Origin of the sequence: Polynucleobacter sp. MWH-Aus1W21 (assembly GCF_018687275.1) — a bacterium.
Lineage (GTDB): Bacteria > Pseudomonadota > Gammaproteobacteria > Burkholderiales > Burkholderiaceae > Polynucleobacter.
On record NZ_CP061287.1, the window covers coordinates 886222 to 912146 of the forward strand.

General features: G+C 44.2%; 32 protein-coding genes. 24 read left to right on the plus strand and 8 right to left on the minus strand.

What is annotated here, in order from left to right:
• Nucleotides 1–25 precede the first annotated feature (25 nt).
• Entirely contained in the window at nucleotides 26–472 is a 447-nt protein-coding gene (locus ICW03_RS04610) for a hypothetical protein (protein WP_215349551.1), read from the plus strand.
• A gap of 376 nt (nucleotides 473–848) precedes the next feature.
• Here the strand turns inward: ICW03_RS04610 and ICW03_RS04615 are convergent, their stop codons facing one another.
• A complete protein-coding gene (locus ICW03_RS04615; RefSeq protein WP_215349554.1) occupies nucleotides 849–1058 on the minus strand; it encodes an AlpA family transcriptional regulator in 210 nt (69 codons plus the stop codon).
• Nucleotides 1059–1609: 551 nt separating this feature from the next.
• Here ICW03_RS04615 and ICW03_RS04620 point away from each other — a divergent pair.
• The 4 genes from ICW03_RS04620 to ICW03_RS04635 are packed head-to-tail and all read left to right on the plus strand — an operon-like array spanning nucleotide 1610 to nucleotide 4522.
• The gene (locus tag ICW03_RS04620; protein ID WP_215349557.1) at nucleotides 1610–2533 is read left to right on the plus strand and encodes a YdaU family protein; all 924 of its coding nucleotides are present in this window, start codon (nucleotides 1610–1612) and stop codon (nucleotides 2531–2533) included.
• On the plus strand, nucleotides 2523–2753 hold the full coding sequence (locus ICW03_RS04625) for a hypothetical protein (protein ID WP_215349560.1): 231 nt from the start codon (nucleotides 2523–2525) through the stop codon (nucleotides 2751–2753). Before ICW03_RS04620 ends, ICW03_RS04625 begins: the two co-directional genes overlap by 11 nt.
• A complete protein-coding gene (locus ICW03_RS04630; protein WP_215349563.1) occupies nucleotides 2750–3211 on the plus strand; it encodes a hypothetical protein in 462 nt (153 codons plus the stop codon). The genes ICW03_RS04625 and ICW03_RS04630 overlap by 4 nt, the downstream gene beginning before the upstream one ends.
• Nucleotides 3212–3214: 3 nt before the next feature.
• Complete coding sequence (locus ICW03_RS04635; RefSeq protein ID WP_215349565.1) at nucleotides 3215–4522, plus strand: terminase family protein; 1308 nt, start codon at nucleotides 3215–3217, stop codon at nucleotides 4520–4522.
• Between the two features lie 21 nt (nucleotides 4523–4543).
• Here the strand turns inward: ICW03_RS04635 and ICW03_RS04640 are convergent, their stop codons facing one another.
• The 3 genes from ICW03_RS04640 to ICW03_RS04650 form a co-directional block, all read right to left on the minus strand.
• Nucleotides 4544–4954 (minus strand): hypothetical protein, encoded by a 411-nt coding sequence (locus ICW03_RS04640; protein WP_215349568.1) that lies wholly within the window; start codon nucleotides 4952–4954, stop codon nucleotides 4544–4546.
• Nucleotides 4955–4956: 2 nt separating this feature from the next.
• The gene (locus tag ICW03_RS04645) at nucleotides 4957–5949 is read right to left on the minus strand and encodes a tripartite tricarboxylate transporter substrate binding protein (RefSeq protein WP_215349571.1); all 993 of its coding nucleotides are present in this window, start codon (nucleotides 5947–5949) and stop codon (nucleotides 4957–4959) included.
• 201 nt (nucleotides 5950–6150) lie between these two features.
• Nucleotides 6151–7281, minus strand: a complete 1131-nt coding sequence (locus ICW03_RS04650; protein WP_215349574.1) for an alpha/beta hydrolase — start codon at nucleotides 7279–7281, stop codon at nucleotides 6151–6153.
• 164 nt (nucleotides 7282–7445) lie between these two features.
• On the opposite strand from ICW03_RS04650, the gene ICW03_RS04655 reads away from it, so the two are divergent.
• The 12 genes from ICW03_RS04655 (at nucleotide 7446) to ICW03_RS04710 (ending at nucleotide 18980) form a co-directional block, all read left to right on the plus strand.
• Nucleotides 7446–8786 (plus strand): FAD-dependent oxidoreductase, encoded by a 1341-nt coding sequence (locus ICW03_RS04655; RefSeq protein WP_215349576.1) that lies wholly within the window; start codon nucleotides 7446–7448, stop codon nucleotides 8784–8786.
• Nucleotides 8787–8791: 5 nt separating this feature from the next.
• Complete coding sequence (locus tag ICW03_RS04660; protein WP_215349578.1) at nucleotides 8792–9466, plus strand: GntR family transcriptional regulator; 675 nt, start codon at nucleotides 8792–8794, stop codon at nucleotides 9464–9466.
• Nucleotides 9467–10429: a tripartite tricarboxylate transporter substrate binding protein gene (locus tag ICW03_RS04665; RefSeq protein ID WP_215349580.1), complete on the plus strand. Its 963-nt coding sequence runs from the start codon at nucleotides 9467–9469 to the stop codon at nucleotides 10427–10429.
• An 89-nt stretch (nucleotides 10430–10518) separates the two neighbouring features.
• Nucleotides 10519–12459 (plus strand): hypothetical protein, encoded by a 1941-nt coding sequence (locus tag ICW03_RS04670; RefSeq protein WP_215349583.1) that lies wholly within the window; start codon nucleotides 10519–10521, stop codon nucleotides 12457–12459.
• Nucleotides 12440–13663: a hypothetical protein gene (locus tag ICW03_RS04675; RefSeq protein ID WP_215349586.1), complete on the plus strand. Its 1224-nt coding sequence runs from the start codon at nucleotides 12440–12442 to the stop codon at nucleotides 13661–13663. The genes ICW03_RS04670 and ICW03_RS04675 overlap by 20 nt, the downstream gene beginning before the upstream one ends.
• Nucleotides 13664–13968: 305 nt before the next feature.
• Nucleotides 13969–14220, plus strand: coding sequence for a type II toxin-antitoxin system Y4mF family antitoxin (locus ICW03_RS04680; protein WP_215349589.1), 252 nt, complete (start codon nucleotides 13969–13971; stop codon nucleotides 14218–14220).
• Nucleotides 14220–15512, plus strand: coding sequence for a type II toxin-antitoxin system HipA family toxin (locus ICW03_RS04685; protein ID WP_215349591.1), 1293 nt, complete (start codon nucleotides 14220–14222; stop codon nucleotides 15510–15512). Before ICW03_RS04680 ends, ICW03_RS04685 begins: the two co-directional genes overlap by 1 nt.
• Before the next feature lie 321 nt (nucleotides 15513–15833).
• Complete coding sequence (locus ICW03_RS04690; protein WP_215349593.1) at nucleotides 15834–16880, plus strand: phage major capsid protein; 1047 nt, start codon at nucleotides 15834–15836, stop codon at nucleotides 16878–16880.
• 56 nt (nucleotides 16881–16936) lie between these two features.
• Nucleotides 16937–17269: a hypothetical protein gene (locus tag ICW03_RS04695; RefSeq protein ID WP_215349594.1), complete on the plus strand. Its 333-nt coding sequence runs from the start codon at nucleotides 16937–16939 to the stop codon at nucleotides 17267–17269.
• Nucleotides 17270–17417: 148 nt separating this feature from the next.
• Nucleotides 17418–17954, plus strand: coding sequence for a hypothetical protein (locus ICW03_RS04700; RefSeq protein WP_215349596.1), 537 nt, complete (start codon nucleotides 17418–17420; stop codon nucleotides 17952–17954).
• Nucleotides 17951–18298 (plus strand): M15 family metallopeptidase, encoded by a 348-nt coding sequence (locus tag ICW03_RS04705; RefSeq protein WP_215349598.1) that lies wholly within the window; start codon nucleotides 17951–17953, stop codon nucleotides 18296–18298. The genes ICW03_RS04700 and ICW03_RS04705 overlap by 4 nt, the downstream gene beginning before the upstream one ends.
• A gap of 52 nt (nucleotides 18299–18350) precedes the next feature.
• Nucleotides 18351–18980 carry a hypothetical protein gene (locus ICW03_RS04710; RefSeq protein ID WP_215349600.1) on the plus strand — a complete coding sequence of 210 codons (630 nt, stop codon included), beginning with the start codon at nucleotides 18351–18353 and terminating at the stop codon, nucleotides 18978–18980.
• Nucleotides 18981–18995: 15 nt separating this feature from the next.
• Here ICW03_RS04710 and ICW03_RS04715 read toward each other — a convergent pair whose 3' ends face one another.
• Nucleotides 18996–20285: a site-specific integrase gene (locus ICW03_RS04715; RefSeq protein WP_215349602.1), complete on the minus strand. Its 1290-nt coding sequence runs from the start codon at nucleotides 20283–20285 to the stop codon at nucleotides 18996–18998.
• A gap of 265 nt (nucleotides 20286–20550) precedes the next feature.
• On the opposite strand from ICW03_RS04715, the gene ICW03_RS04720 reads away from it, so the two are divergent.
• Nucleotides 20551–21528, plus strand: a complete 978-nt coding sequence (locus ICW03_RS04720; protein ID WP_215349604.1) for a tripartite tricarboxylate transporter substrate binding protein — start codon at nucleotides 20551–20553, stop codon at nucleotides 21526–21528.
• Nucleotides 21529–21607: 79 nt separating this feature from the next.
• On the opposite strand, the gene ICW03_RS04725 is transcribed toward ICW03_RS04720, so the two are convergent.
• A complete protein-coding gene (locus ICW03_RS04725; RefSeq protein WP_215349607.1) occupies nucleotides 21608–22156 on the minus strand; it encodes a hypothetical protein in 549 nt (182 codons plus the stop codon).
• Between the two features lie 377 nt (nucleotides 22157–22533).
• On the opposite strand from ICW03_RS04725, the gene ICW03_RS04730 reads away from it, so the two are divergent.
• From ICW03_RS04730 to ICW03_RS04750, 5 genes are read left to right on the plus strand one after another with little or no spacing between them, the layout of a single operon-like run.
• Entirely contained in the window at nucleotides 22534–22833 is a 300-nt protein-coding gene (locus ICW03_RS04730; RefSeq protein WP_068320730.1) for a hypothetical protein, read from the plus strand.
• Between the two features lie 60 nt (nucleotides 22834–22893).
• Nucleotides 22894–23307, plus strand: a complete 414-nt coding sequence (locus ICW03_RS04735) for a Smr/MutS family protein (RefSeq protein ID WP_251374468.1) — start codon at nucleotides 22894–22896, stop codon at nucleotides 23305–23307.
• A 60-nt stretch (nucleotides 23308–23367) separates the two neighbouring features.
• A complete protein-coding gene (locus tag ICW03_RS04740; RefSeq protein ID WP_215349612.1) occupies nucleotides 23368–23709 on the plus strand; it encodes a YqjD family protein in 342 nt (113 codons plus the stop codon).
• Between the two features lie 6 nt (nucleotides 23710–23715).
• Nucleotides 23716–24084 (plus strand): phage holin family protein, encoded by a 369-nt coding sequence (locus ICW03_RS04745; RefSeq protein WP_215349615.1) that lies wholly within the window; start codon nucleotides 23716–23718, stop codon nucleotides 24082–24084.
• On the plus strand, nucleotides 24081–24362 hold the full coding sequence (locus ICW03_RS04750; protein WP_215349618.1) for a YqjK-like family protein: 282 nt from the start codon (nucleotides 24081–24083) through the stop codon (nucleotides 24360–24362). The genes ICW03_RS04745 and ICW03_RS04750 overlap by 4 nt, the downstream gene beginning before the upstream one ends.
• On the opposite strand, the gene ICW03_RS04755 is transcribed toward ICW03_RS04750, so the two are convergent.
• The gene (locus tag ICW03_RS04755; RefSeq protein ID WP_215349621.1) at nucleotides 24359–24877 is read right to left on the minus strand and encodes an adenine phosphoribosyltransferase; all 519 of its coding nucleotides are present in this window, start codon (nucleotides 24875–24877) and stop codon (nucleotides 24359–24361) included. The genes ICW03_RS04750 and ICW03_RS04755 overlap by 4 nt on opposite strands.
• Before the next feature lie 11 nt (nucleotides 24878–24888).
• Between ICW03_RS04755 and ICW03_RS04760 the strand changes: the two genes are divergently transcribed.
• Entirely contained in the window at nucleotides 24889–25443 is a 555-nt protein-coding gene (locus ICW03_RS04760) for a 5'-methylthioadenosine nucleosidase (RefSeq protein ID WP_215349624.1), read from the plus strand.
• Between the two features lie 7 nt (nucleotides 25444–25450).
• Here the strand turns inward: ICW03_RS04760 and ICW03_RS04765 are convergent, their stop codons facing one another.
• Nucleotides 25451–25903, minus strand: a complete 453-nt coding sequence (locus ICW03_RS04765; protein WP_215349627.1) for a DUF2147 domain-containing protein — start codon at nucleotides 25901–25903, stop codon at nucleotides 25451–25453.
• Nucleotides 25904–25925 lie beyond the last annotated feature (22 nt).

Here is a 25925-nt window from a genome sequence, read left to right on the forward strand (position 1 = left end):
AAGCGAATATAAATTAAGTGAACATATGAAAACACTCTACATAGATATGGATAACGTCCTGGTTGATTTTCCCTCGGGCATAGCAAGAACGCCGGAGCATATTCAAGATGAGTATGAGGGGCGCCTAGATGAAGTCCCGGGTATCTTCTATTTGATGGACCCCATTCCTGGGGCAATTGCCGCCTATGAAGAGCTGGCTACCATGTTCGACACGTACATTCTTTCAACCGCACCCTGGGGTAATCCTAGCGCTTGGTCAGATAAGCTGCTATGGGTAAAAGACTATCTGGGTAAGCCAGCATATAAACGCTTAATCCTAAGTCACCATAAGAATCTGAATGATGGAGATTTCTTGGTAGATGATCGCCTTAAGAATGGGGTAGATCGATTCAAGGGTGAGCATATTCACTTTGCCACCTCTGAATTCCCAGATTGGGAGACTGTTGTCCGCTATTTAAAGACCAAGATCTAGAGTATTTCTGTAGTGCTATTGCCGGACTAGCCTGGCTTTGCTTTCGACGTATTCATACGGATTAAAGGCATCCAGATTATTAGCCCCTCGAATGTATGGGACCGGACCATAATTTAAGTACTCCAGAATCAAGGCATTCCCTGTGAGTGATGAATATCGTGGTTTACATAAGACCCAATCTATTACTTTCCTGCAAGCATCAATAGCATCTACTAGATATTCATAATTCCCAATTGGAATCCAAGCGCTCTCATCTAGGGGGTGGTTGTCGTTAAAGACCTCAACACTGAGTGGCTTAAATAAATTCACTGCATGCATAGTCATCTCCTGAGTTTTCCGTAGGATAGATAGCATAAGCTCAGGAGATGCCCATGTTTCAATTAGTGGATTGACCCATTCTTTCTCGAAGGTAAGCTTGCACCTGTTCAATTGTCCAAAACGACGACCTTCCAATTTTGATTGGCTTAGGAAATTCACCTTTTTGTACCATTAGCCAAAACTTGGATTTTGATACTGGCATCACCTGCAAAATTTGCGGAATTCTCATTAAAGTAATTGGCGGGATCTGAGGGTTGGAGTGACTCATCGCAATCTCCTTAGCGAGCGCGTTTTAAGTTTTTACGATAAACCTGCAATGCCATCTTTGCAGAACTCATTTTTGTGTATCCATAAGATCGATACAGGCTATACAAACGAAATGCCACCATTAACTTTCATCTCCTATTGCGTTTTGTTATGAATCATTTTGTGCGCTGCTGAACTGCAATGTAGTCAATGAAATATTGATGGTCAATCAAATGTCAATACCCACTTTGTAAACACAAATTAATTTTTGATTACAAAAAAATATTTAGTCATAGAAATGACAGAGGCAATATAAATAAATGGCTACAGCCTTGTCAGTATTTTCTGATAAGTCTAAGAGGGTGGTGGACATGTGTAGATCAATAAACACTTCAGAAAAATAAATTACTCACTGTGAATTTCTCAAATAAAGATTACAGACATTTGTTAGATAAATAAATTAAAGAAAAATACAGAAAAAACGCGTTTGACGATACGCTTTCCGATTGTTAGATTCATCTTTTGCAAAACACATTGCATGAAATAAAAAGAACTACACGGAGACCGTATTAGATGAATTACTACGAGCATCACATTGGAGACTACGCAGAAGCAACGGCGCATCTCACCTTTATTGAAGACGCAACCTATAGCCGACTCATTCGAAAGTACTACGCCACAGAAAAACCATTGCCAATGGATGTGAAGCTCGTGCAAAGATTAATCAATGCGCGATCAAAAGAAGAAAAAAATGCAGTGGTCTCGGTCCTTAATGAATTTTTTACCCTCACTGATGAAGGTTGGCGACAGGAGCGTTGCGATCATGAAATAGCGCGGTTTAAAGACAAGCAGCTCAAAGCCAGGCGGAGTGCAGAAGGCAGGTGGCAGTCATATCCAAATGCTGAGCCCCCAACGGAAAATCCATCCAACAATGCATGCGTTCGCATTGCGACCGCAATGCGAACGCATTGCTCACCAGACACCAAACACCAGTCACCAGTAACCAATCTCCATACACCAGGCAAACAAAACAATGTGGGTAAAAAGGAAAAAATTTCCCAAGGACCACCCATACCCGCGCAAGAGGAAAAAGATTCTCATGAGCGCAACGAAAAATATAAATGCTTTGCAGCCATGATCAGCAAGGAGGGCAGAGCTATTGCATTAGACGACTACCGCATACGGGATATTGTCAATCTGGGGGTAACGGAGGCTGAGGTGGCAGATGCCATCACCAAAGCTAAGGAAACCCGCATGAAAGTCTCAAACCCAACGCCAATCAACGCCGGTTATGTCTTAGCCATTCTCAAGGGCACGCGCAAAAAGTTGGAAACCGCCCAAGCGGATGAAGACGCTTGGTGGAAAACGAATGAGGGCATAGATGCCAAGGGCAGGGAACTTGACATGAGGGCTCAAGGGGCAGAGAACTACGATACCTTCAAAACTCGAATCTTTGCTGAACTACGTAAGCGCCAGGAGGCTCTCAATGCAAAGTAATCAACCCATTGCGGGCGTCATTGATCGCCTAGACATGGAAGACTTTCCGATAGGGTCAAAGGTGAAGACCCCAAGTGGTCGCGTAGGCACGGTGGTCAAGCATCGTGGAGCTCAAAGCCGCCATGACCTATTCCAAAGAATCATCATCGAGTTTGATGAACCTATTGGGGATTCAGTTGCATTGCAACCCCATCTTTTACGGTTGATCAAAACATCATGATTGAAAACAATCAAAAGAAATCAAAGAAATCGGTGCCAAGCAAAAGTAAGGGAGGGGCAAGGTCTGGAGCTGGCCGTAAGGAGGGTAGCCTAACTAAGCGTACCCGTGAGATCGCAGAGATAGCCGCTGCTAAGGGCATCTCGCCTCTGGAGGTCATGATGAATACCATGATGGAACTCTACAAAGAGGCGGGTAATTGCATGCGTGACCATCATGACCATGGTGATTGCCCCAAAGAACATGATGATGGTCATGACACCATGATCACCGAGAATCGTATCAAGCTGCTAAACATGGCTGCCACTATCGCCAGACACGCAGCGCCTTATGTACATCCTCGCTTATCGGCAATTGAGCACACCGGTAAAGACGGAGCACCCCTACAAAGTGGAGTTCTTGTCGTGCCAAGCGCTATGAGCATTGATGAGTGGGAGCAAGTCGCCCAGCCAAAACACTAGCCAATGAAAACCGTCTGGGCACCATTGCCCGGTAGCCAGACCTTATTTCTGACTTGTCCTGTATATGAAGTATTGCTCGAAGGTACGCGAGGGGGAGGAAAGACCGATACCTTGCTCATGAGTTATGCCCAGCATGTAGGTAGAGGCTTTGGAGATCATTGGCGCGGCACACTCTTTCGTCTAACTTACCCTCAGCTAGCAGATGTGGTGGCCAAGAGTAAGCGCTGGTTCTATCAAATTTTCCCGGGAGCCAAGTTCAACGAATCAGACTATGTTTGGAAATGGCCTACTGGAGAGATGCTGTACTTTCGCTATGGGGCCAATGAGGATGACTACTGGAACTATCACGGCCATGAATACCCTTGGCTAGGCTTCGAAGAACTAACAAACTGGCGCAACCTGTCTTTCTACGAAGCAATGCATTCCACTTGCAGGTCATCCCACCCCGGAATGCCAAGGATGGTGCGAGCAACCTGCAACCCCTTCGGAATAGGACATGCATCGGTAAAGGAGCGATTTCAGATTGGGTCGGTACCGGCGGGACAAATTATTAGGCAAGAAGGCGTACTGCCTAGGGTGAGAATTCATTCCACGATCTATGAGAACACCCATCTCCTAAAAAACGACCCTAACTACCTGATGAGTCTTGAGTCTCTAAGCGATCCAAACAGACGCAGAGCATGGTTAGAGGGAGATTGGGATATCTATGTGGGAAGTTTCTTGGAAGGCGTATGGCAGCCTTCTAAACACGTTGTAGAGCCATTTGCTATTCCGCCAACGTGGAAGGTATGGCGCTCGATGGACTGGGGGTATGCCAGGCCATATGCCATCTATTGGTTTGCCTTATCTAATGACGGAGTCTATTACCTATGGAGGGAGCTTTATGGCTATGGAGATAAAGAAAATACTGGCACCAGAGAAGATGCAACAGTAGTGGCAGATAAGATCAAGAAGATAGAAATTCATGATCAACGCCTTGGCTATGAATACCGCATGAACCTAGCAGACCCATCTATCTTCTCCAAGATCGGCGCAGAGCGATCCATAGGGCAAATCTTCAGAGACAAGGGGGTGAAATGGACCGAGGCCTATAACGCCCCTAGAAGCAGAGTAAACGGTGCTCAAGAAATTATCCGGCTGTTAGCTGAAGACAGGCTCAAGATCTTCTCAACTTGCAAGCATTGGCTAAGAACCATCCCTCAGCTACCACCAGATTCATTAAATCCAGAGGATGTGGACACAGATGCAGAAGATCACGCGTGGGATGCGACTAGGTATGGTGTTATGAGAGCGCGCAGGTCTGCCGAATAATGTTGCGTAAGATGTAAATGACTAAAGGGATTCCCCGACCTTAAAGTTTCCAGCCTTCAGATTTGGAGCGTTAATATGAAGCTTAAAATAATCTTCAATTGGAGTACCGCGAACTCTAACGCAGACCTGTAGCCAGCGACCATTAGCAACTTTATTCGCAATGATCTCTAGCTCCTCCGTTATTACAACTCCCATTGCTCTAATCATTTCAGGGGTTCGCGGATTCATTGTTTCAAGTGTGGCAAACAAGAAGAGTGCATCTGCGTTTTTATCAGCAACTTGCCAGCACTCTAAGTTTATAACCCGACTTTTAAAGTCATCTAAGCGCCCATAACCTTCATTTGACAACCTGACGTGTACTTTTTGGAAAAATTTATTCCAATTAATCTGTTTTGTAAGAGCTGATGGGGATTCAATTGTGATATGAGGCATTTTTAATCAATCGTGGCATTTGACTTGCGTGTGGCATCACCCCAAACTTTGGCTTCATTAGTTAAAAACTGCTTTACTTCTGCTAATGACATTGGCGTTGCAATTAATCCCATTTCCTGCATCCGCGTTACAACATCAGGGCGGCGTAGAACGGAATTGATTTCTTTATTGAGTTTTTCAGCAATTGCTGGAGGCATATTACCGGGACCCATAATTCCATACCAGGGCGCTGCAACTAGACCAGCCACCCCTGCTTCGCGCATAGTAGGCGTATCAGGTAAAGCAGCTGAACGGCGATCACCTGTTTGAGCTAGAGCGCGTAATTTACCAGTGCGAATATGTTGCATCAGGGGTCCTGGATTATCAAACATCAGCGGAACTTGGTTGCCAAGTAAGTCGCTGGTTGCTGGGGCAGACCCTTTATATGGCACGTGCACTAGCTGAACATTGGCAGATTGCTTAAACATTTCGCCAATAATATGTTGGGGAGTTCCATTTCCTGCTGATCCATAGGCTATTGAATTTGGTTTTGCTTTGGCAGCATTAATGAGGTCTGTAAGATTTTTATAGGGCTGATCAGGATGCACTACAACTACAAATGGTACTCGTGTGATAACAGCTAGAGGGGTTAAGTCTTTTGCAGGATCATAGCGAAGCTGCGGATACAGCGCTTTACCAACAGAGACAGGACCAGTCGCCCCTAAAAGTAAGGTGTAGCCATCGGGCTGAGAGAAGGCGACTTGCTCAGTACCTATTGTGCCGCCAGCGCCTACTTTGTTTTCAACTATGACGCTGACTCCAAAACTTTCGCTCAGCCCCTGAGCAATGATACGACCAAGAGCATCGGTAACCGCCCCAGCAGAGTAGGGGACAACAATCTTAATTGCCCCCTTTGGGTAGGCATCTGTAGTTTGAGAAAAAGATAAACTTGCAGTGCAAAGGGAGGTTATTACAAGAAAATGTTTAATACAGTTTTTGAATTGAATCCGAAGCATCTTTTATCCCTATTTATTATTTTATGAATAGTTATGTTTGAACTTTGAGTAATAGATTACTAGCTTCTAACTTTTAGGTAAAGCATGAAAGTCTTATCTCTCATGCTACATTTGGTATTGGCTTAATGAGCAATGAGTAGGCAAATACCGTTTGTTTACGAGATATAAGGGCCATCCTTGCTTAAGCGATTTATAGACCCTCTAGTTTTTGGTAATAAATTCGATTAAGAGTTTGCTAGTTTCCTCAGGTTGCTCTTGCTGAACCCAATGACCTGCATTTTTTATGAGATGAGTCCCCTGGTAATGGGTGCACAATTCATTTTCTAGAGTTTCAAGCCCCCCCGGAGTTTGGTAGATGCCCCAATCCTTCTCGCCGCCAATGAAAGTCGAAGGTACTTCAATCTTTCTACCTGCGAAGATGGCCAGGTCTTTGTCATAAGGATTATTCCTGTAGCCTTGCAGACCACCTTGAAACCCAGTGCGACTATATTCGCTTATATAAAAATCGAGCTCATGATCTGGTAACCATTGGCAAGATTTAATTTCTTGTGTAGACGGCATCGCTGGCAAAACTGTTTCTGCCATACCTTTATCTAGATCCATTACGTAATAACGAGGTAATTTTTCCCACTCGCTGGCAAGCAAATCTTTTAACTTAAAAGGCGCATTTTCAGACCAGTCTGCGCTTTTCATGTGGTAATACGCCCTTAGAAATTTTTTGAGTCCTTGCTCTGCTTGCCACATATCGTTATTCGCGGCTTCAGTCGCAAAATAGTGTTGATAGTATTTTCTGGGTGGGCTCAGCATGGCAAGCTCTTCAGTAATCTGGCTTTGCTTTATGGGGGCAGCCTGAACATTAGTTGTGTTAAATGGTAGGGCGGCAGGAGCCCCTCGAAATGGCGAGCTCATTAAGGCAACCGATTTAAAAATATCTGGACGTGAAAGAGCGCACCAGCCAGCTAGCGTTGCACCCTGGTCATGACCAATGACCGCTCGAACGGTTCTGTAACCTAGTGATGCTACTAGAGCCAGCATATCTTGAATTTTATTTAGAGTACTAAAAGGCCGCAAATCATCAGAATATTGAACGTCGGTATTTGAGCTGCGCCCATAGCCCCTTATATCTGGAGCTATGACGTGATATCCCTCTGCAGCTAGAGGTAACATTATCTTGCGCCAACTGTAGGCTAACTCTGGAAATCCATGAATCAACAAAACAAGATTATTACTATCTGCCGACTGCGCTCCAGCCTCCAGTATGTGAAAAGCCCCATTATTGATGCCCTTAAGAACTCTAGACCGGATACCTGCTGGAAGTGGAATCATATTCATCAATCAATATCAGTTAATTTTTTCAAGCCCTATTTAAAACATCAATCTAAAACTATAGATTGCATATCAGCGAAAAAGACAATACAAAAAAATTATTTTGCCCTTGCATTAGTGTCTAATATTAGTATACTTGTATACAAGTTAACCAGCAAATGAGGCTAAAAATGGACTTTAATTGTGATGTAGTAGTGGTTGGGGGTGGTGTTACTGGCGTCGCTGCAGGTATTGCTGCTGCCAGAAATGGTGCAAAAGTAATTCTTTTGGAACCTCGCCCATTTGTTGGTGGCAACGCAACTACAGGCTTATGCCTGCACAATTTCGTTAATAAATTTGGTCGGCAGGTTGTATTTGGATTGGCGCAAGAAATAGTCGATGAGTTGATCAAAATGGGTGGTGCTGTAGGACATATTCCATATAAGGGTTTTGCTAGTGCCGTAACACCGGTTGATGGCAATTATTTCAGAATTAAAACAACTCAAATGCTCGCTGATGCTGGCGTACAAGTAATATATGGTGCAACTGTCGTAAGCGCAAAAGCTGAAAATAAAAAAGTCACCGAATTAACCTTTGCGGCAAAAGGCGGACTCCATAAACTAGTGGCAAAAAATATTATTGAAGCATCAGGTGATGGTGATGTTGCAGCAATGTTGAATGTTCCATTTAGGTTTGGTGATGGTCCAAAGAAAAGAATGCAGCCTATTTCTATGATCCTGCATTTTCATAATGTAGATACAAGAGCTATTGCCAAAGAGATGGGCGAGGTTGACCCGGCCATGGCGGTTCGCCCAGAGGGCGGCGAGCCTATTCCGGTTTACTTTAATGGCTCATTTGCGAAATGGGACGACATTGTGATTAGCCAAGGAATATTTCCGAACAAAGGTAGAAATGTATTTTTTAATACAGTATGGCCAGATCAAATAAACGTCAACACCTCTGCAGTGTTAGATGTCGACGGAACAGATCCAGTTGCACTCTCAAAAGCCACAGCAGATCTGACTGCTCAGTGCTACAAGATAGGTAATTTTATGAAAGAGCATATACCCGGCTTTGCTGGAAGTTATATGGTTCCGGCGGCAATTCCTGGTGTTAGGGAATCAAGAAATATTCATGGTAGGTATCAGCTGACTGATGAGGATGTTCTTGAAGGCCATAAATTTGAAGATACTATTGGTCAAGTATGCTTCCCAGTGGACATTCATGCACCTGATAGTAGCCAAGCAATCTTCCATCAAATTGGCGGCGATGGAAGCTTCGATATTCCTTATCGCTCAATGCTTCCCAATGAGCTAGATAATATGGTTGTGGCCGGTAGGTGTGTTTCGGCAACTCACGTTGCTCATGGAGCAACCAGAAATATGGCGCCATGTCTGGTAATGGGCGAAGCTGCGGGGACTGCAGCGGCAATGGCTAGCTCTGCAGGCATCAATGCTGCAGATATAGATATCAAGAAATTACAGCAGCAGTTAATCAAGCAGAAAGTGTTCTTAGGCGACGGTTACAAATAATGAAGATGAATGAGATCTCATTCAGTACCTTCGAGCCTTTATGGTTGAAGGTGTATAAACCTGTTCGAGAAAGGATTCTTAAGGGGTACTTACTGCCTGGCGCAATGCTATCTGAAAATGAGCTGGCTGATGAATTTCAAGTTAGTCGGACTCCTGTTCGAGAGGCTGTTCGTTTACTCATTAATGATGGATTGGTTGGTGTAAGTCCAGGAAGGAAGATGAGGATCATCTCTCCAACCCCCAAGGATATTCATGAGGTGTATGACATACGCAGCATTATCGAAAAAGAGGCTATCAGGAGACTATTTGACGATAAAAAACTCTCCTCGATTCTAGGGAAGATGGAGCGATATTGCGATGATGGTGATGATGCTCTTAAAAGAAAAGATATTGATGATTTAGCGAGAGCAAATGAACAATTTCATTCATGCTTTATGGATGCTTTAAAAAATGATCGTCTCCTGGATCAATATAGAGCCATGCATCAATTAATTACGATGTATCGGCTACAAACTTTACAAAACGATATTTGGGCTGAAACAGGTAATCAGGATCACCGAAGGCTAGTGCAGAAAATTAGACAAGGAAAGATCCAAGAAGCGGTAGATCTGATTGGCGACCATATTAATGGGGCCGAAATTACATTAGTAAAACGCTTTAAGAATAACAAGGAGAGATAAATGTACTCAAAAAAGCTTGTGGCCTTATTAAGTGCGCTCATGTTTTTCACTTTATCGCACGCACAAACATTCCCCAGCAAACCATTAAAGATTATTGTTCCCTATCCTCCTGGACAAGCCTCTGATCAAATTTCCAGAATGGTTGCTGATAAGGTAAGTCAGGCAGTAGGACAGCCAATCATAGTTGAAAATAAGCCGGGAGCTGGCGGTAATCTCGGTACGGAGATTGGAGCAAAATCTCCAGCTGATGGATATGTGATGACAATTGGAACAGCAGCGCTCCCAATTTCAAAGCTTGTTTACAAAAAACTTAATTTTGACCCTATAAATGACTTTAGTGGCATTACGCTGATGACAACGATGCCACTAGTTTTAGTGGTTCCACCTGCTCTAAAGGTAAACACAGTTGCTGAGTTGGTTGAATATGCAAAAAACAATCCGGGTAAGGTTAACTTTGCCTCGTCTGGTACTGGCACAAGCCATCAGTTAGCAGGTGAAATGTTTAAACAGTATGCTAATGTTGACATAACACATGTTCCCTATAAGGGCAGTCCCCCAGCGCATGTTGATTTAATGGGTGGTTCAGTAGATTTAATGTTTGATAACATCGTTGCTGTTGGCCCGCATATAAAGAGTGGAAAGCTAAAGGCTCTTGCTGTTACCTCAAAGACCCGCTCCCCTGTGTTGCCTAGTATTCCAACAATGCTGGAGTCTGGATATCCAAAAATTGAAGCCGTCGCTTGGTTTGGAGTTTTGGTTCCGAAAGGCACCCCAAAAAATATTATTAACCTTCTTAATAAAGAGTTTGTTGCTGCGCTTACAACCCCAGAGATAAAAAATAAACTACAGGAAAGCGGTGCCCAAGTTGTAGCCTCAACCCCAGAGGAATTCGATGCATTTATGCAGAATGAAGTTAACAAGTGGTCTGGCGTTATCAATACCGCAAAAATCTCATTAGATTAATTTTTAATCAGTGCTAAAAAGGGGCTTCATGCCCCTTTTTTATTCTTGAAATCTCCATTACATATTCAATATTCTTCTATAAATAGTATGTGCCCCAAAACTCCCAAGCCCTTCAACAAAAATGGACTGCCCGCATCACACATGCGCGCACTCATTGGGCAACCTTTCATAAGCGCGTCAGGCATAACCGCAATACCGTAGCTGGCTTTAACTGGAATGCCGACCCCACTGGTAAAGACTTCTACAGTCTTAGGGCAAACCTCATTCACGGCACTATCTCCGCGGTATTACCTAACGTCTATGCACGCAACCCAGAGATCTCTATTTCTCAGGCGCACAGTGTTGCAGATATCAAGCTCTTCTGTAAAACACTGGAGAAAGTCACCAATAGAGCGCTAGAACATGCCCAGCTCAAGAATCGAGCCAAGTCCACTGTAAGAGCAGCACTGACCTGTAGCTTCGGAATTCTGAAGGTGATGTATCAGCGAGACCCCAGCAAGGATTCACATATTCAAGGTCGCATTAATGATGCCCAAGAAAATCTCCTGGCGATTCATGATTTGGAGAATGACCTTAATGACAATAACCAGGCTCATCATCATGATGCCAAGAGAGCAGAGCTAGAAGAGCTCATCAAGTCACTCCAAGAGCAAACCGAAGTCCAATCCACTGAAGGCTTGGTAATTGATAGAGTCCTTACGGAAAACCTTCTCATTGATCCATCTATCTGCGAGTTCTGGGACTATACCGATGCCGATTGGATCTGCCAAATCATTCCTATGAAACGCGGCCAAGCAGAAGCGCTCTACAAGAAGAATCTAGCCAATGCCAAGATCTACCAACCAGGCCAAGGCGAACCATCCCATAAGAAAGCCAAGCGCCTAGCTTCAATGCAAATGAATGCAGGTTCAGGTTTGGTGACTGATGATCAGCAAATTGCAGTACTAGAGATCTGGGACAGAGCCACCCAGCGTGTGTATACGATGGTAGAGGGCGCGACGGAGTGGCTACGTGAACCGTATTCACCGCCTAGAGCAGGAGAGCGCTGGTATCCATTCTTTTTATTGCCATACCAAGTGGTTGATGGTCAGTTTGTTGGCCCAAGTCTAGTTGATTTGACCGAACGCCTTCAGGATGAGCATAACGAAGCGAGAGATCGATTCAATCAACATCGAGACCTGTGTATACCTGGTTGGGTGGCATCAGCCGATATCAACGAAAAGACCATTAAGAAACACTCAGATTCAAGATTTGGTGAGATCACCATTGTCGATACTGAAGGCAAGCCTCTAAACCAAGTCATCATTCCTAGAGGCCACCCCAAGATTGACCCCATCGTTTATGACACCAGTGCAGTGCGATATGACTGGGAGCAAGTCACCGGACTGCAAGATGCGGCACGTTCCACTGTAGTAAGACCCAAGACAGCTACCGAAGCCAACATCTTACAAAGAGCCTTATCAGGGCGTGTATTTGAATTCAAAGACCAGATAGAGGATTGGCTACAAGAGATAGCGCAATACAGTGCCCAGGTTTTATTGCAAGAGCTCACAGCAGAGCAAGTAGAGCGATATATGGGCGCGCCAATCACCAGAACAACAATGGTTGATGGCAAGCTCACCATGGTCAAAGAAAAAACCTATGACTGGCCAACACTAACCAAAGATCGAATCTTTGACATGGTTGATCTGAGAATTAGAGCGGGGACAACTGGTGCACCAGATGGCATAGAGGAAAAAGAAGGCTGGCTCAAAGTCCTGCCAATGATTTCGAATCTGTCCACTCAAATCCAAAACCTACAAGCTAGGGGAATGGATTACGAGCATATCCGTAATCTCCTACGGGAGACTCTCTTGCGGTATGACGATCGCATCGATTCAAATCTATTTATACCGAATGTAGAAAAACAAGCGGAGGGTTATGTCGACCCCAACTTGGGAATCAATCTATTTTCAGAAAGACGGCATAGGCAAGTACAAGAGGGTGAATTATTAAAAGAGGAGATAGGTAATGACGCAGGTAGCAGATGAGGTAAAAAGCCTTAAATCAGAGGTAATGACTAATGGTGGCTCTATTCAGCGAGCACAAGATAGGGAGGCAAAAAAGGAAAAGGAGCGCCTGGAGAAGGAGGCTGAAGATAAGCGCGCCGCTGAAGCCCACGCAAGAAGGTTAAAAGCCTTAAAAGAGCGCGAACTTAAATTGGCTGAAAGAGCAAAAGCTCAAAAGCTAGCGACTGAAGAAGCAGAAAGAAGATTTGCTGAGCAAGCGGCTGCTAAATTAGCTAAAGACCAAGAGGCTGAAAAGCTAAAGTTACAAAATGCTGAGCCCAAAAGTCAGGCAACTAGCTTGCTTGATAATCTGAGCAAGGCATCCGGTCCCAGCGCTTCTCTTTCTCAGATTTCCGAAGATATTGAGGAAGGCGAAGAATTGGATGAGGCTGAAGCTGAGCCAATCTTCTCGCCAATCAAGGGCGAGGTCAATGTGCCCGCTGCTATATCTGCAAAAGAGGAGGCCCCGGCACAACAGGCTTACGATCTTGGGGAGTTGTTGCCTGCACCTGCTGCGGTTGCGGTAGAAGCGCTCTCACAGCCACCCATCCACACTGAAAGCGCAAAAGACTTTATTAATCGGGTATTGAACCCCGGACCTACGGATTTGAACCCTGAAACTAGCAATCAGCTTGCTAAAGAAGTGCTGGGTGATATCAAATCAAAGCGTGGGTGTGAGCGCATGCAAAAAATCATCAATGAGAAGCGTGATCTAGAAAAGCAGATTGAAGATTTGCAAGTTACCGTTGTTAGCTTGCAAGATGCTATTCGAAAGTATGAGATCGAAAGCAAGCTAGTAGGTAATGTGATGACTATGGCCGAGAGCCAGAAAAAACCATCCCAATTGGTCTCAGAAGCAAAGCTGCAAATGCTCAAGTTCTTAAATACTCGCTCAGATGAAATTGACCATATTGATAAGGCAATCTGTTTTAACAAATACATGTCAGATCCGTTTTACATGCAGGTCTTTGTACAAAACAATCAACCTGAGCAGTGGCAAACTATGATTGAGTCTATCTATGAGGCGATAGGAAGGCCGGAGCCTAGTTTTGGAGGTGTCAAGCCCATAGCAACCCATAGTCCTCAACCCATTCGGGCGCGAACTTCAACATTAGGGGCGCCGTTAGCTAGCTCTGAAAATCCGATAGACCGGATTGCTCAGCATTTAGGCAATATGGGTATTTAGGGTATTTTGACATGTCACCTTCTATTGGTGGCATGTCAATAAAAATGCATATTTCAGGCTAAATAGGATCAGAATGTCAACAAAACTGCAAATAACTGCAGTTATTGTCAACAATTATGCATATTCTCTTTAGGGCTGGAGAGGGCGGCATTCTTGTAGTTCTGTATTAATTGCTTAAAATAATATTTCCCGATCGGGAATATATGCCTATAATATGAGCAATAAAGCAACATAATTTCCCGATCAGGAAATTATGTTGAAAAAATGGGCAAATTATAGTAAAATTTCCCGATCAGGAAATATTTATGAGCACACAAATTCAAAACTCTCTAGATTTAGGTCGCTTAGTGCGTGAGACTCGCAAGCGCCTGAAATTAACTCAACCTCAATTGGCGCTAGCTGCCAATGTAGGGGTGAGGTTCATTGTTGAATTAGAGGCAGGTAAATCCACTCTTAGATTAGAAAATATTCTGAGAGTTTTGCAAGCCTTGGGCGGCGTACTAAGCGTGGAGGGCATGGACCCTTTCATTGGTAATAAACAAGATGAGGTGCGCTAATGGTTAGAGAATTAAACGTCTGGTTTTTTGGTGAGTGCGTAGGGGTGCTAACTCAAGATGAAGGCTATCTATCTTTTCAGTATCTGCCTGAATGGCTGAAATCAAAAAACGCTAAGCCACTCTCTCAATCCTTGCCATTACGCGCTGAGCCATTTGGTGACAAGATTGCAAAACCCTTTTTCGCCGGCTTATTGCCTGAGGGCGATAAACGTGCTGCAGTAGCGAACATCTTAAAAGTATCGAGTAAAAATGATTTCGCATTGTTAGATGGCATTGGGGGTGAGTGCGCGGGGGCATTGATTTTGTTGGAGCCTGGTCAAACACCGCCGGCAGAAGCGCATGCAAGTGACTCTATAGAGTGGTTAGAGGAAGATCAATTGCTTGCAGTGCTGGAGAAGTTACCTAAGCGACCATTGCTTGCTGGAGAATCCGGCCTCAGGCTATCGCTTGCCGGGGCTCAAGAGAAGTTGCCAGTTGTTGCTAGAGAAGTGTTTGGTAAAGATGGTCTGAGCCATTTTGAAATTGGTCTTCCAAAGAACAATATCCCGAGTTCATACATTCTCAAACCAGAGATATCAGGCGTTGATGGCAGTGTCTATAACGAAGCGTTTTGTCTTGCTCTAGCTGGGCAATTAAAGCTAGATGCCGCCACTGCCAAGATTGGCAAAATAAAAGATAAAACGTATTTGTTGGTGGAGCGTTACGACCGTATTCTTGATGGCAATGGACAATTAACGAGATTGCATCAAGAGGATTTTTGTCAGGCATTGGGCATAGCGCCTGAGCTTAAGTACCAAAATGAGGGTGGGCCAACCATTGCTGATGGATTTGCATTGGTACGCAAGGTGACTACTCCAAGCGCCCCCAATCTTTTGCGATTATTGGACCACATCATTTTTAATTGCTTGGTGGGTAACAATGATGCTCACGCAAAAAACTTTTCATTGCTTTACAGTCAAAGTGGAATTCAATTGGCGCCACTTTATGATGTGTTATCAACAGCAGTATATCCAGACCTCAGCGATAGCATGGCAATGAAGATTGGCAGCAAATACCGCTTTGATGAATTGCATGCACGCCATTGGGTGCAAATGGCTGAAGCGGCCCAGTTGGGAGCACCCCAGTTAAAAAGAAGAGTGCTGGAGATTGCTGGTGAGCTGCCTAATTTGGCAAAAGAGTTGCAAGTTCAGTTTGAGGCTAAGGGCTGGGGTCATCCAATTCTTGCTCAAATTGTTTCATTGATTGAAGAGCGTTGCGCAACAACGGCCAATCGTTTTTCTCTCGCGGAATAAATTCCGTCAAGGGCACCCCAAAGGGGAGGCTTGCGAACCCTTGACGGCCACGGCCAAAGAAACGCTCTTTTATGCCCAAGGTGGCGCAATGACACATTGGGCATAAAGACCAATAGCGAGTACATCAAGCTACCCAACAAAAACCCCACAAATATCCCTTACCCAGATCTGCCGCCCCAATAATTGATCTCAGTGCTTCATGCCACCGCGTTAAAGCTAGGGTCGCGACTAGCAGCGTAGCAATTGATAGGTTCACGCTCTATCAATTGGAATGAAGCCAACTAATTTACGAACAGATAAATATATTGATAGGGGTGGCATATGCCAATTTCAAATACAGACTTGCAAGAGTTAGCCAAAGTATCTTTGGATGAGTACTTGCGCAATCTACCAGTTGATCAGATTGCTGTAGAGAGGCCTTTTCTCAAAAAGCTCATGGAAGGGCGTAAAAGCCTTTTAGGCGCAAAGCAGAATGTCGTTGAGAACATTCGTAAAGAGCATGGCAGCAACTTCTCTTGGGCCTTTGGAGAAGAGACAGTCAAGTTCAATAAACGCAATACGACTGAGCAAGCATCATTCCCATGGCGCAGAGCGGTAGATGGCCTCTATATCGACTATGACCGGCTCTTTAGTAATGGCATCAAAGTACGCGAGGGTGGGGCGCGAGGATTTCAGTTGGAATACAACGAGCGAGTACAACTCATTAACTTGCTTGATGAGCAATTAGAAGTTCTTAGAGAGGGATTCCTCAATAAGCTGGACCTAGAACTACACCGCGACGGCTCGCACGGCGCAGATGCCTTGGTTGGCTTAGATAGTCTAGTGAGTCTAGCCCCAGATGCTGGCACGGTAGGCGGCATTGATCGAGCCAAAGCAAGTTACTGGCGCAACTACGCAGTCAAAGACATCACATCAACTACGCCAGGTAACTTGGTCGGAGAGATGGAGACCGCATGGCGTCAATGCATTAAGCATGGTGGCAGCCCTGATTTCATTATTGCGGGTGGCAAGTTCATTGATACCTATCGCAAACAGGTGACAGTGACTCAAATTTCGGCATCAGGCGAAACCAAATACATCGATGCTGGTGTGGGTGCAGGCGTGAACACTGGCCTTGCCTTCAAGGGTGTAGAAATCATCTGGGATCCCCAGTTCGATGAGCTTGATGCTATGGCCAATCGCACTGTGGAGTGGAGTAAGCGCTGCTATTTCCTTAACACGCGCTTTATGAAGCTACGTGATGATGATTTGGACATCGTTGCCCCAATTCGCCCGCATGATACTTTGGCTATGTACGCCATGGTCAACCTGCGCTGCGCCTTATCCATATCAAGAGCTAATGCCCATGCGGTATTGGCTATTCAATAAGGAAGATCAATATGAACCATAAAGAACTGATACATAGCGACTTCCAAATTAAGGAAGTGGAGGCCGTGGTACGCAGGGATGCATTCACGACCATCCATGTGTATGTACCGCCATATGAGACTAACATATTGCGCAACCTGTTTGGCCGCGAGAACGTCACGGTGTTTGAGCGTGCCACCAAAACTACCATTACTCCCAAGCAAGAGTATGACCGCTTATGTGCCAAGTACGGACATGAAGTCGTAGCTAAGGTCTTTGGTGAGGATGATGGTGATCGCCTTATGGAGATCGTGGAAGGCCTGATGAATGAAAAGGCAACTGTTCAAGAACTACAAGTAGGCAAGGCGAATGAAGGGCAGTTAGAACCCAAAGGAGCCAAGAAACGCTAGCAGTAGGGAAGATAACCGCTAGCGGCAGGTGTTTGGGTGCGGCTGTGGGTGTTGAAGTAACGATGGTGTGTGGGCGCGCGTAATTGCGCCCCACTGCCAACATATCTCAGGCGGCTGTGGGGCGGTGACTTAAAGAATTGATACAAGAATGCTTCCAATCATTACTTCTCTAGTGCAAACCTTGGCCGTCAATGGCCTAGGCTTACTTGCGGGCGCAGTTCAGGCAAAAGGCAAGGAGTTTATTGAAAGCAAGATTGGGGCGCGCATTCCTGACAACCCGAGCCAGGAAGATCTGATCAAACTCAAGCAGCTAGAGATTGAACAAGAGCAGCTTCTATTGCAATACACGCTCAAGCAAAAAGAACTCGAGATAGAGGAATCTAAGTTACTGGCTGAGATGCATCGTGTTGCCCAAGAAAATGCCACGCATCGTTGGCAATCCGATATGGGTAGCGACTCCAAGCTGTCAAAGAACATCAGGCCGGGAACCCTGGTTTACATTCTCACAGCTTATCTATTATTCGCTTTGCTCTCGGCTATGGGTATAGACATAAATGAAGCCTATGTAAAGCTCCTAGGCGAGTGGGGTCAGTTAGTCATGCTCGCCTACTTTGGTGGAAGGTCTGTTGAGAAGATCTTTGAGATGCGCATGAACGGTTCCAGAAACAAGGAACAACAAGAATGAGTGGTTTGGTTCAAGAGCAAGCGGCATTCTTGATTGATGTCAGTAGTCTTATCCAGTTTGCGACGGCTGAAGGATGGGTGGTTACAGGAGGAGAACTTTGGCGCTCTCCAGAACAACAGGAGATCTACTTCAAAAGTGGCAGATCAAAGACCATGAACAGCAACCACCTAAGACGTTGCGCTATCGATCTCAATTTCTTCTGGAATGGAAAGCTAGTTTGGGATAAGGAATTAATTCGGACAATAGGTGAATATTGGGAAAGCCTAAGCCCCAAGAATAAATGGGGCGGGAACTTCAAAGGGTTTGTGGATGTGCCTCATTTTGAAAGAAAGCTATCTTTTTAAGGTTTTTGGTTATAGTAAATGATTTATATATGCCAGTAAATAAGGACTTTCAGTGACTGATCCCAAATTAACAATCGCCGATAAGAGAGATTTAGTGATACAAGCAAGTATGGAGTTGGTGCCCTACGTTGGAGGTCCATTAGCCACCTTATATTTTGGTTCTAAGCAAGAAAAGAGATTTAAGCGAATCGAGTCCTTCTATGAGGAAATTGCTCAAGAGATAAGTCATATGAAAGATAGTATTTCTTCGCTAGATAATCAAGATCCAGATCAGCTTGAAGCAATTATTGAATCTCTCCATGAAAAGATAGAGGCAGAACCCACCAAAGAGAAGAGGAGTTTCTTTAAAAATTACTTAAAAAGTACACTTAAACATCCTGTCTCCGGAAACTTTGATGAGCGTAAGTATTTTTTAGAAACATTGGCAAACCTCACATTACTGGAATGCGAGTTATTGATGCTTATCAAATCGCATTCAAGTGCATTGCAAGTTAGAGCAATTCAAAAACCTGGCATTGATACTTATGCAGTTGTTGGGTCTATAGGCAGACTCAAAACATATGGCTTTCTATCTGCAGTCACTAGTTCTATTTCACTGGGAGGCAATGCGGATAACTCTCTTAATGAATCAGTATCCATTACAACTTTCGGCAACAAATTTATTCAGTTTTGCTTAGAGTAGTGTTGTCGTGTAGACTTATATTTGTGATTGAATAAATAGTGACCAGTCACTCATTAAGGCTGAGCGTTTTTCAAGCTGATCCTGCCGCCTATAGGCCGCTTCTGCTTTATTCTGAATCGTATGCGCTAAAGCTAGCTCAACAGTCTCATTTGAATAATCTGTAGTCTCTGCTGCCCAATCCCTAAAGGTTGATCTAAAGCCATGAGGGACATAGTCTGAGTATTTTGGCATCTTCCTCATTATTGATAGTAGGGCCATATTTGACAGCGCTCGCTCCTTATGAAGAGTGCTGGGAAATAGATAAGAATTCACTCGAATTGTTTTTAAGTGTTCCAAAATTTCCATGGCCCTTGTGCTTAACGGTACTCGATGCTCCTTGCCAGCCTTCATTCGTTCAGCCGAGATGACCCAGACGTTGGCTTCTAAATTAAACTCACTCCATTTCGCTTCAATCACTTCACTAGTGCGAGTAGCGGTAAGAATTAGAAGCTCCAGGGCATAGGCTGAGTAGCCGCTATGAGTTCGCAAGTCTGCTATGAATTCACCAATTCTTTGAAACGGTAGAGCAGGGTGGTGAGCCACCTTCTTAATCTTGCTGGCCTTAGGCAGTAGGTGACACAAGGCTCCTTGATAGCGCGCAGGATTGTCGCCGCTAATATATTTATGAGCTTTGCACCAGTCGAGAATTACCTCAATACGCTGACGAACCCTTGTTGCGGTCTCGGTCCTGACTTTCCAAAATGAGCCTTCAACTTCGCCATTCTTCTTTTTAATCTCTTGCTCAAGCAGCTTAACTATATGAGCGGTGGTAATTTGATCAACTCTGAGCTTTCCAATAACCGGTAGAGCGTAAGTATTAAGGGTGCTTACCCATTGATCTTTATGTTTTGAATTGGACCATTCGGCCTGCTTCGTTTTGATGCACCTATCCGCAGCCTCTTTAAAAGTGATGGAATTCTGATGGAATTCTTTTGCGCCTATTTTCTTTGCTAGGCGCTGCTCAATTGGGTCAATTCCTTCAAAAATAGTTCTTCTAAGATCTAAAGACTTTTGTCTAGCATTGGCCAGCGAGCAAATATCAAGAGATCCTAGCCCCATTGCTCGTCTTTTGCCGCTAACTGGGCTAGTAAATCTATAGAGCCAGCTGTGGGATGGCCCGTCTGCTCCTTCAAAAACCCGAAGATATAGACCTCTAGTTTCAGGGTCTGCATACCATCCAGGTAGGTAGATAGCAAGAATCCCTCTGGCCGTAAATTTTGTTGGTTTTAGCTTTTTTGCACTTCCTCCGCCAATACTCACATCCATAATTTGCTCGCCATTTCGTTTACCGGTGAAACATAGATTTTAGTAAGTTTTAATGGATTACTCGGGAGTAGGGTCTACCTTCTAAGCCATATAGAATATGACTTTGATGGACATTGGTAGACTTGTTGGGAGGGTCAAAATTTAGATCTCGTCTCCGCCAAGTACTTAAAGATAAAGGGGCCTTTGGCCCCTTTATTTGTTTCTAGGCTCTAGTTAATGTGTTTATGGTTATTATTTCAAGTGGCCTCAAATTTTTACAACCACTATGCAAAGGATTCCCGTGAAAAGCATCATCCATTTAGTGCTTGCTACATGCCTCTCTTTATTTGCCGGCCTAGCTCTTGCCTATCCCACTAAACCAATAACCATTATTGTTCCTCAGGCGCCCGGCGGAACAAATGACATTGTTGGCCGGGTTGTTGCACAGCGCCTTGGTGAACAAATGAAAGCCTCGGTGATTGTCGAAAACAAGCCTGGGGCTGGCGGTAATATTGGCACTCAGTATGTTGCTAATGGTCCCAAAGATGGTTACACCCTTCTAATGACTATAAGTAGTGCTCAGGCCATTAATCCTGCGCTCTATAAAAATCCAGGGTTTGATCCAGTCAATGACTTTATCCCATTAGCAATGATTGGCTCAGTCCCCAATGTCTTGGTTGTCAACCCTAACTTCCCAGCCAAAAATTTAGATGAATTCTTGAAGCTAGTTAAATCAAAGCCTCCTGAAACTTATCAATATGCTTCGGCAGGTAATGGCACCTTAAACCACCTATTAGGTGAAATGCTTAATCAGAGTTACGGCATATCCTTGCAACACATTCCTTATAAAGGTGTGGCACCAGCTCTCAATGACCTTTTAGGAGGTCAGGTTCCTATTGCATTTGCGAGTTTGCCTTCTGTGCTGCAATACATCAATTCACAAAAACTGATTGCTCTTGGCGTCAGCTCCACAAAGCGCTCACCCATTCTTCCGGACGTTCCTTCGATTTCAGAAAAAGTTCCTGGTTTCTCTGGGTCCTTATGGATTGGACTGTTTGCACCAAAAGGTACGCCTAAGCCTGTGGTAGATAAATTGCAAAAGGAGATGCAGCTAACACTCGCAAACCCAGAGTTAAGAGAAAAATTACAAGCCTCTGGAGTGGAGCTTGCAAACATGACCCCAACTGAATTTGCGAAACAGCTTCAGGACGATATTGCTCGTTGGGCCAAGATTGTTAAGACTTCTGGAGCGTCTCTAGATTAGCCTCTATTTGATATACAAGAATGTAATAAAGATAAAGGGGCCGAGGCCCCTTTATTGATTGCTAATACTGTATCAAAGGTTAGTTAAAACCATTTACTGCCTGCATATAGCCTTGGATATATTGCGGTGGTACATACAGCTCAGTCTTGATTCCAGACTTTGAGGCAACAGTCATGACGAATCCCTTCTTCATTTTGTCTTTGAGGAAAGCTTCAGTCAACTGTACTGAGAGTACTTCTCTGAAGATGCAGCCTCGTTCACCACATGCACCAGCTTCTCTACCAACAACCTTAAACGCTGTCGCTGGAGTGCCTTCTTGAGCCGCTGAATCGTAATAGCGCCACTGTGAAAAATACGTTAACTGCGCAACCAACTCATAGGTCTTTGTTCCTTGATTTGTCTGCTCAGCTCTGAGGTTAAACATTTCATAAGTGTTTGCTTCATCCATCGTATTGATAGGAGGGCCCTGGTACGTTTTGCCACCTGTTTGTGGGTTGGGTGTGATGATGGTTGAATGATAGACGTCATTAATTTCCCAGCCGCTAATTTTTTTGTCATTGTGGTTGCAAGCAACCAGGACAGTGCCAATTGCTAGTAATAGAACTACTTGATAGATGATGCGATACATACAAAGCTCCCTAAGTTCCCCAAATCATACTATTCCTGGGTAAAAGCCCAGTTTTCTTACTCACATCCCTTATCTATAGGGGTTTCAGGTTCCAGTCCAATTTAATGCCGCATTAGGGAAACTCACTAGATATTTATATACTTCACAACTTCACAACTTCAGAAGTTGTGATATAGTGTTGGAAGTGGGAGATGAAATGAAAAGACAGATACCAAAAACACATCAAGCCTTGGAGTGGGTGGGGAAGGGGTTAACTGCTGCTCAAGCAGCTAGAAAGATGGAGATTTCAGAATCCAGTGTGTATGCCGCTCTTAAAAAAACAAGAGCTAAAGAAGTGGGTTGTTGTCCAACATGTGGTCACAAAATAAGGAACTAAGATGAAAAAGACTCTATTAGCAGCCGTATCAATCTCCGTTGCTGCGTTTGCATATGCAAATACAAAGCCGTCGGATTCTTCTGAGTTAGTAAATCAGCAGTGCAAGATATCTGCTGAAGCGGTGTCTACATTGAAGGGATTGCGCTATGGCAATACATCAATTCGTAAAGATGTCTCAACATTGATTAATGCAAGCTTAAAGACGCCTGAAAATCGTGATCTTGCGCAAAAGACACTCAACCTCATGGTTGACGACAAATCATCCGATGTTAGAAGTTTGGAAGGTAAGTACTGCTCTTAAGGGGTTCAGTTCAAGCGATCTAAATTGGCGCACAACGCAGAATGTCCTGATTGTGGGAATATGCGGGCATTGTTTGATCAATGTCCGCATTGCAGCTCTATTGCATTGCCTATCCTGAGCTCCGATACGATCGAGCTCAATATTAAGCAAGACGGCCCCTATGTGGATGAAGCCCTAGAGAGGCTTACGGAATATCTACGCAAATCTCTTGAGGTTGGAATCAAGGCGATTGTGCTGATTCATGGTTATGGAGCTAGTGGAGAGGGTGGACGCATTAAATGGGCCATTCATAACGCACTGGATAACAATCGATATTCCGATAGGGTGGATGAGTATTACTTTGGCGAGGATGTGGCATATGGTAGCGAGTCTTATCATGCCTTGCTTAAACGTCGCCCTGGACTAAAGCGTTATCTCAAGCGCTTCAAAGAGGGTAATGCCGGAATGACGGTCTTATTGCTAGGTTCTCAGTAAGGAAGTGCTTAGAATAGGTATATATCTTTAACTACCGCCTTTTTTATTAGGAAAACTTTTATGACAGCTAAAAAACTTGATCGTGCTGTTATGCATGAGGATAAACAGATTGGCGCAGAAAGCCTGATTGGTGAATTCAAATCTCTTATGGCTGATGCGGAGGCATTGATCAAAGCTACCGAAGATCATCCAGGTGCAGCTATCAGCTCCATTCGTAATAAGGCCTTGGATACTTTGGCTGGCGCCAAAGAAACACTTTCGGATGTTGAGGGCAAGTTGCTGGATAAGGCAAAAATTGCCGCTGACAGTACGGATGACTTTGTCCATCGCAATCCATGGGAGGCGGTTGGTGTTGCAGCGGGATTGGGTTTGCTTATTGGTGTATTTATTGGCCGTCGTTAATACTTTATGTCCCAAGAAAACTTACTTTCCTCCATCAAGGGCTTAGCCTCTACTGGAGCATCCATTGCTCAAACGCGTTTAGAGCTTTTATCGCTTGATGTTCAAATAGCTAGAAGTAAATTCATTAGCTTGTTAGTGATGATTATTAGTGCCTTATTCTTTTTATTCTTTGGTCTGGTCATGCTGGCATTGCTGATTGTGATTTATAGCTGGGAAAGTGACCGAATGATGGCTCTTGGTTTATTGACTGGAGCATTCCTATCAGTCGGGTTGATTTTGACATTCCTCATTACGCAATCACTACGTAAGATGCCCAAACTATTTGAAGCCTCTATCACTGAATTAGCCAAAGATCGCGAAGCACTTTCAAGATGAATGACAAGCTAAAGGCTTTGGAGGGTCGTCAACGCGAGCTAACGCTTCAGGCTAGCAAAGAACGCATTGCTTTTGCAGAGCACTTTGAGTCTTTGGAAAAACCGCTATCTTGGGTCGATAAGGGTATGGACGCCGTTCACTTTATAAAGAGCAATCCCTTCCTCTGGACAAGCGCTTTTGCAGCGCTTGCACATTACAAACCCAAGATTGCTAGCAAAGTTTTGGCAATGGGTTGGGGTGCTATGAAATTAGTAAAGAGTGCTAAAAAGTTAATCTAGCTTTTCAAAACAGATTGATGACGAATGCGATTCTGTTCTAGCAGTTGATTGCCATTTAAGAAAGTAATCTCCAGAAGGGTAATCGCTCCACAGACTTCAAAACCAGCCGATCGAATTAACTTATCCGCCGCAACCAATGTCCCGCCTGTAGCAAGTACGTCATCAAGTAATAGTACTCTGGCATCTTTTGGTAGGGTTGATTGCTGAATTTCTAAAGAATCATTGCCGTATTCCAGGCCGTAAGCTTCGCGGTGGCTGGCCAAGGGAAGTTTGTTGGGTTTTCTGGCTAAAGCCAAGCCCTTATGAGTGTGATGGGCTAGAGCTGAACCAAAGATAAAGCCCCGAGACTCAATGCCCAGGATATGGGTGTAATCAAACTGTTGGGCAATCTCATTTAGCTGACGAATAGCTTCTTTGAAGGCATCTGGATTGGCTAGTAGTGGAGAAATATCCCTAAAGAGCACCCCAGGTTTTGGAAAGTCAGGCACTCCGGGTAGATAATCTAATAAATTCATTGCCAATCATTATGAAAACAGAACTACTTATTATTACCGCATTGGAGTCTGAACTCAAGCGTGATGCATTGCCAAGCGGGGTGGAGATTGTGTATTCAGGGGTTGGCAAAATCAATGCGGTGATAACCAGCATCAGGGCAATTAATCAATACTCTCCTAAAAGAATCATTAATTTTGGGACTGCCGGAAAAATCAATCCCCAATTGCATGGCCTGCTTGAGATTGGCAAGGTTATTCAGCGTGATATGCAGACTGAGCCATTAGCACCTCGCGGAACTACTCCGTACTGCCCAAGACCTCAAGAATATCTTTCTACTGGAAAGTTTTTGTGTGGCTCTGGTGATAGCTTTGTCACTGCTCATGACCCTTGGCTCCATAGTCTAGGAGTTGATGTTGTAGATATGGAGTTGTTTGCTATTGCGGCTGTAGCCCATGATCATCAAATTCCTTGGCAATCATTTAAATATATTACTGACGATGCTAATGAGAATTCTGGTGAGGATTGGCAAGCTAAAGTTCACCATGGACAAGATCTTTTCTTGGAAAGGCTCACTCAAATTCTATGAGACCAGCTTATTGTTCGGCCTTGTACCAAACTTGAGTGCGCCCTAGTAATGGAACGCCGATATATCCTCGTACATCCATTTTCTTACCATCTTCAGTCGCAATTTTAACCTTATACACTTCGCCTTCTTTGGGGTCTAAGATTTTTCCACCAGACCATACTCCGGGTTGATCTTGCTTCAAGTCAGTCATGATTTTCATGCCAACAATTGGCTTATCTTTTCTATCGTCCTTACAGAGATTGCAGTTGACCAGAGGTGTTTCATTCGGTTTGGGAAACGTTTTGATGATGGTGCCTTCTAGAATGCCATTGACTTGCTCAAGTTTGATTAATGAGGCTGGCTGATTGGTTTTGTCATCAATTGTTTTCCATATCCCAATAGCAGGATCTGTTTGCGCATAAGCAGTGCTGGAAAATGCAATGAGGCAGGCAGATAAAGTCAATAATTGTTTCGTATTCATGATGTCTCCTAATTAGTAATCA

Excerpts from the sequence above, each read along its gene's own strand:
- ICW03_RS04610 (WP_215349551.1), top strand. The coding sequence starts at position 26 with ATGAAAACACTCTACATAGATATGGATAACGTCCTGGTTGATTTTCCC.
- ICW03_RS04615 (WP_215349554.1), bottom strand. The coding sequence starts at position 1,058 with ATGAGTCACTCCAACCCTCAGATCCCGCCAATTACTTTAATGAGAATT.
- ICW03_RS04620 (WP_215349557.1), top strand. The coding sequence starts at position 1,610 with ATGAATTACTACGAGCATCACATTGGAGACTACGCAGAAGCAACGGCG.
- ICW03_RS04625 (WP_215349560.1), top strand. The coding sequence starts at position 2,523 with ATGCAAAGTAATCAACCCATTGCGGGCGTCATTGATCGCCTAGACATG.
- ICW03_RS04630 (WP_215349563.1), top strand. The coding sequence starts at position 2,750 with ATGATTGAAAACAATCAAAAGAAATCAAAGAAATCGGTGCCAAGCAAA.
- ICW03_RS04635 (WP_215349565.1), top strand. The coding sequence starts at position 3,215 with ATGAAAACCGTCTGGGCACCATTGCCCGGTAGCCAGACCTTATTTCTG.
- ICW03_RS04640 (WP_215349568.1), bottom strand. The coding sequence starts at position 4,954 with ATGCCTCATATCACAATTGAATCCCCATCAGCTCTTACAAAACAGATT.
- ICW03_RS04645 (WP_215349571.1), bottom strand. The coding sequence starts at position 5,949 with ATGCTTCGGATTCAATTCAAAAACTGTATTAAACATTTTCTTGTAATA.
- ICW03_RS04650 (WP_215349574.1), bottom strand. The coding sequence starts at position 7,281 with ATGAATATGATTCCACTTCCAGCAGGTATCCGGTCTAGAGTTCTTAAG.
- ICW03_RS04655 (WP_215349576.1), top strand. The coding sequence starts at position 7,446 with ATGGACTTTAATTGTGATGTAGTAGTGGTTGGGGGTGGTGTTACTGGC.
- ICW03_RS04660 (WP_215349578.1), top strand. The coding sequence starts at position 8,792 with ATGAATGAGATCTCATTCAGTACCTTCGAGCCTTTATGGTTGAAGGTG.
- ICW03_RS04665 (WP_215349580.1), top strand. The coding sequence starts at position 9,467 with ATGTACTCAAAAAAGCTTGTGGCCTTATTAAGTGCGCTCATGTTTTTC.
- ICW03_RS04675 (WP_215349586.1), top strand. The coding sequence starts at position 12,440 with ATGACGCAGGTAGCAGATGAGGTAAAAAGCCTTAAATCAGAGGTAATG.
- ICW03_RS04680 (WP_215349589.1), top strand. The coding sequence starts at position 13,969 with ATGAGCACACAAATTCAAAACTCTCTAGATTTAGGTCGCTTAGTGCGT.
- ICW03_RS04685 (WP_215349591.1), top strand. The coding sequence starts at position 14,220 with ATGGTTAGAGAATTAAACGTCTGGTTTTTTGGTGAGTGCGTAGGGGTG.
- ICW03_RS04690 (WP_215349593.1), top strand. The coding sequence starts at position 15,834 with ATGCCAATTTCAAATACAGACTTGCAAGAGTTAGCCAAAGTATCTTTG.
- ICW03_RS04700 (WP_215349596.1), top strand. The coding sequence starts at position 17,418 with ATGCTTCCAATCATTACTTCTCTAGTGCAAACCTTGGCCGTCAATGGC.
- ICW03_RS04705 (WP_215349598.1), top strand. The coding sequence starts at position 17,951 with ATGAGTGGTTTGGTTCAAGAGCAAGCGGCATTCTTGATTGATGTCAGT.
- ICW03_RS04715 (WP_215349602.1), bottom strand. The coding sequence starts at position 20,285 with ATGGATGTGAGTATTGGCGGAGGAAGTGCAAAAAAGCTAAAACCAACA.
- ICW03_RS04720 (WP_215349604.1), top strand. The coding sequence starts at position 20,551 with ATGCAAAGGATTCCCGTGAAAAGCATCATCCATTTAGTGCTTGCTACA.
- ICW03_RS04725 (WP_215349607.1), bottom strand. The coding sequence starts at position 22,156 with ATGTATCGCATCATCTATCAAGTAGTTCTATTACTAGCAATTGGCACT.
- ICW03_RS04730 (WP_068320730.1), top strand. The coding sequence starts at position 22,534 with ATGAAAAAGACTCTATTAGCAGCCGTATCAATCTCCGTTGCTGCGTTT.
- ICW03_RS04735 (WP_251374468.1), top strand. The coding sequence starts at position 22,894 with ATGCGGGCATTGTTTGATCAATGTCCGCATTGCAGCTCTATTGCATTG.
- ICW03_RS04740 (WP_215349612.1), top strand. The coding sequence starts at position 23,368 with ATGACAGCTAAAAAACTTGATCGTGCTGTTATGCATGAGGATAAACAG.
- ICW03_RS04745 (WP_215349615.1), top strand. The coding sequence starts at position 23,716 with ATGTCCCAAGAAAACTTACTTTCCTCCATCAAGGGCTTAGCCTCTACT.
- ICW03_RS04750 (WP_215349618.1), top strand. The coding sequence starts at position 24,081 with ATGAATGACAAGCTAAAGGCTTTGGAGGGTCGTCAACGCGAGCTAACG.
- ICW03_RS04755 (WP_215349621.1), bottom strand. The coding sequence starts at position 24,877 with ATGAATTTATTAGATTATCTACCCGGAGTGCCTGACTTTCCAAAACCT.
- ICW03_RS04760 (WP_215349624.1), top strand. The coding sequence starts at position 24,889 with ATGAAAACAGAACTACTTATTATTACCGCATTGGAGTCTGAACTCAAG.
- ICW03_RS04765 (WP_215349627.1), bottom strand. The coding sequence starts at position 25,903 with ATGAATACGAAACAATTATTGACTTTATCTGCCTGCCTCATTGCATTT.